This is a genomic window from Psychrobacter sp. TB20-MNA-CIBAN-0197 (assembly GCF_040309765.1).
Taxonomy (GTDB): domain Bacteria; phylum Pseudomonadota; class Gammaproteobacteria; order Pseudomonadales; family Moraxellaceae; genus Psychrobacter; species Psychrobacter submarinus.
Genome location: NZ_JBEOPC010000054.1, coordinates 1 through 3,775 on the forward strand (window position 1 = coordinate 1; position 3,775 = coordinate 3,775).

At 45.4% G+C, this 3,775-nt stretch carries 4 protein-coding genes; all 4 read right to left on the reverse strand.

The features are described 5' to 3' along the window. Nucleotides 1-132 precede the first annotated feature (132 nt). The 4 genes from AAEY83_RS12485 to AAEY83_RS12500 all read right to left on the reverse strand — a co-directional run bounded on the left by AAEY83_RS12485 (nt 133) and on the right by AAEY83_RS12500 (nt 3,667). Nucleotides 133-489 carry a barstar family protein gene (locus AAEY83_RS12485; protein WP_025646457.1) on the reverse strand — a complete coding sequence of 119 codons (357 nt, stop codon included), beginning with the start codon at nt 487-489 and terminating at the stop codon, nt 133-135. A gap of 1 nt (nt 490) precedes the next feature. Continuing rightward, on the reverse strand, nt 491-1,222 hold the full coding sequence (locus AAEY83_RS12490) for a ribonuclease domain-containing protein (protein ID WP_025646458.1): 732 nt from the start codon (nt 1,220-1,222) through the stop codon (nt 491-493). Between the two features lie 128 nt (nt 1,223-1,350). After that, the gene (gene gltS, locus AAEY83_RS12495; protein WP_025646459.1) at nt 1,351-2,625 is read right to left on the reverse strand and encodes a sodium/glutamate symporter; all 1,275 of its coding nucleotides are present in this window, start codon (nt 2,623-2,625) and stop codon (nt 1,351-1,353) included. Between the two features lie 343 nt (nt 2,626-2,968). Further along, nucleotides 2,969-3,667, reverse strand: coding sequence for a ZIP family metal transporter (locus AAEY83_RS12500; RefSeq protein ID WP_025646460.1), 699 nt, complete (start codon nt 3,665-3,667; stop codon nt 2,969-2,971). Between the last annotated feature and the right edge of the window lie 108 nt (nt 3,668-3,775).

Consider the following 3,775-nt stretch of genomic DNA (forward strand, 5'->3'; position numbering starts at 1 on the left):
TTACCTGCAATTTTAACGACGACTAGAACTATTTTAGCGATCAGCAGTGCGCATTTGTGAATGTTCAACACGCCCTATTATTTAGATATTATTATTTAAATACTATTTCAATATAAAGCGTACTACACACTCTTATGAATTACTCCCAACCATCCACAACTGCGGGCGACCAAAATCCCGATACGCATCCTCAATCATACTTTTAAACACCTTAAAGTCCTCCGTGTTTATCTGCTCAATCTCTGTCAAATCCAAACGCAAATGCTCGGCATCGCTATCGGTTAAGCAGTCCCACGCACTATCCCAATTGTGCGCAAAGTAATCAGGAAAATTAAGCGCGTTATCTAAGGCCGTCAATAGTGACGTTTTATCAAGCACTCTACCCACAGCGATATCGATAGCTTGCTCAGGAATAAAAGCACGATTACAAGTGTTTGGCTCAGCACATAGACCAGTATCCTTGTCTATATAGTAAATGGCTTGGCTCATATTAGTTTACCTCTAATCGTCTAAAGCTATCGTAATGATCAACCGTTAAGTAGTAGACAGTGGGCGGATTGCCGCCGGTGACGATACGTCTAGCGCCGCGATGTGAGACGCCGGGTGTAGGCACAGTGTACTCGCGGTAGTAGCCGCTGGACTGAGCAGGCAGGCGGCCTTCGCGGTTATAAAAGGTCGTGCCATCCTTGGCAGGATAGGGATATGGCCCGCCTTGCTGAATTAGGGCGATAGTGTTATCAATTTGCGCGTCGCCTGTGATGGCGGTATGAGCGCTTTGAGCAGAGTCTGAATAGCTGGGCGTGATATCAGCGGTCAATGCCCCTTGCTCAAACAGCGCTGATTTTATATCACCAAAGAAATAGACGGCGACGGCAATAATAGCGATAAAGGAGATAAGCGACGTGAGCGGGCTTTTTTTATGCTGCCCGTACGTTGAGCGTTTCGCTGTATGCTGTCTTGTATGCAAATGGTTGGTCTTATCATTGCGGCCTTTCGATGGTGTACTTTCTTCAAGGCTCAAGGTAGGGTCAGAAACTTCGGTCGCACGCAGCTGGTTTTTGTCATTGCGAGTACTGTTAAAATACACGTGCTGCCCGATATGGATAGGCTGCGATAATTGTACGCTGCTGATATGAAAAAACACGTCCTCACTTTGATCGTCAACATCGATAAAGCCGTAGCCTTTATCTTGGTTCCAGTGTTTGATAGTACCGCTTTGCATGGCCGCTTCGCCTATTAGGGTTTAGCATAGTATATACAATTTGATAAAAACTATTAAACCAAAAAACGCCAGCATGATGCTGACGTTTATTGTATAAATTAAAAACTTGTTGGTTTGACGGTACAAATCTACATAAAGGGGAGCTGAGTAAATATCTGCAGTATCGTGGCGTTCACGATGTCGACAAAGAAGGCACCAACCATCGGCACGATTAAAAACGCTTTTGGCGAGGCCAAGTAGCGATCGGTGACCGCCTGCATATTGGCAATCGCCGTTGGGGTTGCGCCCATACCGAACCCGCCGTGACCTGCAGCGAGTACTGCAGCATCGTAATCTTTACCCATAACTCTGAAGGTGATGAAGTACACATAAATCACCATAATAAGCGTTTGGACTAACAGGATAATCAGTACAGGACCTGCCAAATCAGTCAATTGCCAAAGCTTCAGTGATAGAAGCGCCATTGCTAAGAATAGACTCAAAGAGGCGTTACCGATGACATCGATCGCCCGGTCAAACATTTCAAAATTAAAGACGATAGTAAGGGAGTTACGAATGATGACCCCAGCAGCTAACGCCCAAACGAAGGTAGGCAGCTGAAACCAAGTGCCTTCGGCCACTGCCGTCATAATATCGGCAAAAGCCAAAGCGGCAGCAAATAGCGCTAACGACTCAATAGTCGATGAGGCGGTAATCAGACGAATATGATCAGGTTTTTCAAAGATTTCTTTGTCGTTTAGGATCTCATCCTCGTCGTGCTTAGTACTATACAGCGACTGTGAGCTCGCGACTTTTTCGATATCGCTTGGGTTGGGATCAGCTTGGCTTGGGCTGATACCTAGTCTGCGGATGAGCTTACGCGCGACAGGACCCCCGACGAGACCACCTGCGACCAAGCCATAAGTGGCCACCGCGATACCTAAAGTAGTCGCACCGACAACGCCATACTCTTCTTCTAGCACGACGCCCCACGCGCCTGCAGTACCGTGTCCGCCGGTCAAAGCGATAGAGCCTGTCACTAAGCCAAGCATCGGATCAAGTCCTAGCGCGCTTGCCATGGCAACGCCGACGATATCTTGCAAGATAATAAATACCGATACCACCACTGTAAAGATAAATAATGGCGAGCCGCCCGCTTTGAGTCTGCCAAAATCAGCACTCAGGCCAATGGAAGCAAAGAACATCAGCATTGTCGCAGTTTGCAGCCCTTGATGGAAGTTGAAGCTATAGCCCCAAATCAAATTAAGCGCATAAACAATCATCGCAGCGACCAAGCCACCAACCACAGGTTCTGGAATATTAAAGTCTTCTAATACCTTGATTTTTTTGATTAAGAAACGCCCGAGTAGTAGCACGAATGTTGCTAATATCAAGGTGTAATAACCATTTAATGTCATTTCCATAAGTGAATCCTTCTCATAAACTTCGGTTGTAAACTCAACAAGAGGACGGATCGATGACAAAGGAGTGCTTTATCCTTCTGACATATTTGTTATCGCCATCATCAGTCTTAGTGCAGCAGCATATCCATAGCCGCGGTTTGCCAAACTTTTTATAAGTATGTGCAATGGTTTTAGTCCAAAAAGCTATCGATTTGAATAATAAAAAACGCCAGCGATTAGGCTGACGTCATTTTCGGATTATACTTTAAGTCGCGTTATAAGTGTTCAACGAACCACCAATCTTAGCAAAATTAATCATATTTTGTAGCATAAGCGGATAGCTTATTATCTCATAACTTTTTTATTAACCCCCTAATTGATCTAATCCTAAAGCTAGAATCAGCCCAATAGCGGTACTGATGCCCGCCCAATGATTGCCTTTTTTAAAAGCATCTGGAAAGACTTCGGTCGCCAGTGAAGCAATCACGGCGCCCGCTGCAAAACAATCTATCAAGCTTATCGTCGATTTAGACACATCACGCAGTAGAATGTTACCAGCGATAGCTGCTACGGATAATAACACTGCAGCGCCTGTCCAGATGAGTAGTATCTTTTTATTACTCGACCCGGACTCCTTCATCTGTTTAGCACCGCCAGCAGCTTCTGGTAAGTTAGATAACAAAATAGAGCCAGCAAGCGCCGCAACTTGCATGACATTACCACTGATTAGTGATACTCCTAGTGCTAAATTCTCTGGCACGCCATCTAAAGTGACCGCAGCAAGCAAACCGCCGCCGCCACTACTTTGTAGTTTTTCGTCTATAAGATAGTCTATGCTCGTAAATACGCCGGCGCCTAATAGCGTAAAGCCGATAGTCGCCAAAAGCCCACTGTGGGTTACGGCTGGCTGCAGCATTTGTAATACTACCGCGAGCATCAGCGCGCCACCAGCAATAGCCAATAGGTTGCCTTGTAGCCAATTAGGAAGCTTGCCATAAGTTCCCCATAACGCCCCAATAATGAGCGCGGCTGAAACGATAGTAATAACCAATAAAATCATCATAGCAGTTCTTCTTTTTTTATAAAAAGGTCATTTAGGGCGTGTTGAACATTCACAAATGCGCACTGCTGATCGCTAAAATAGTTCTAGTCTAAGTGAAAATTGCAGATA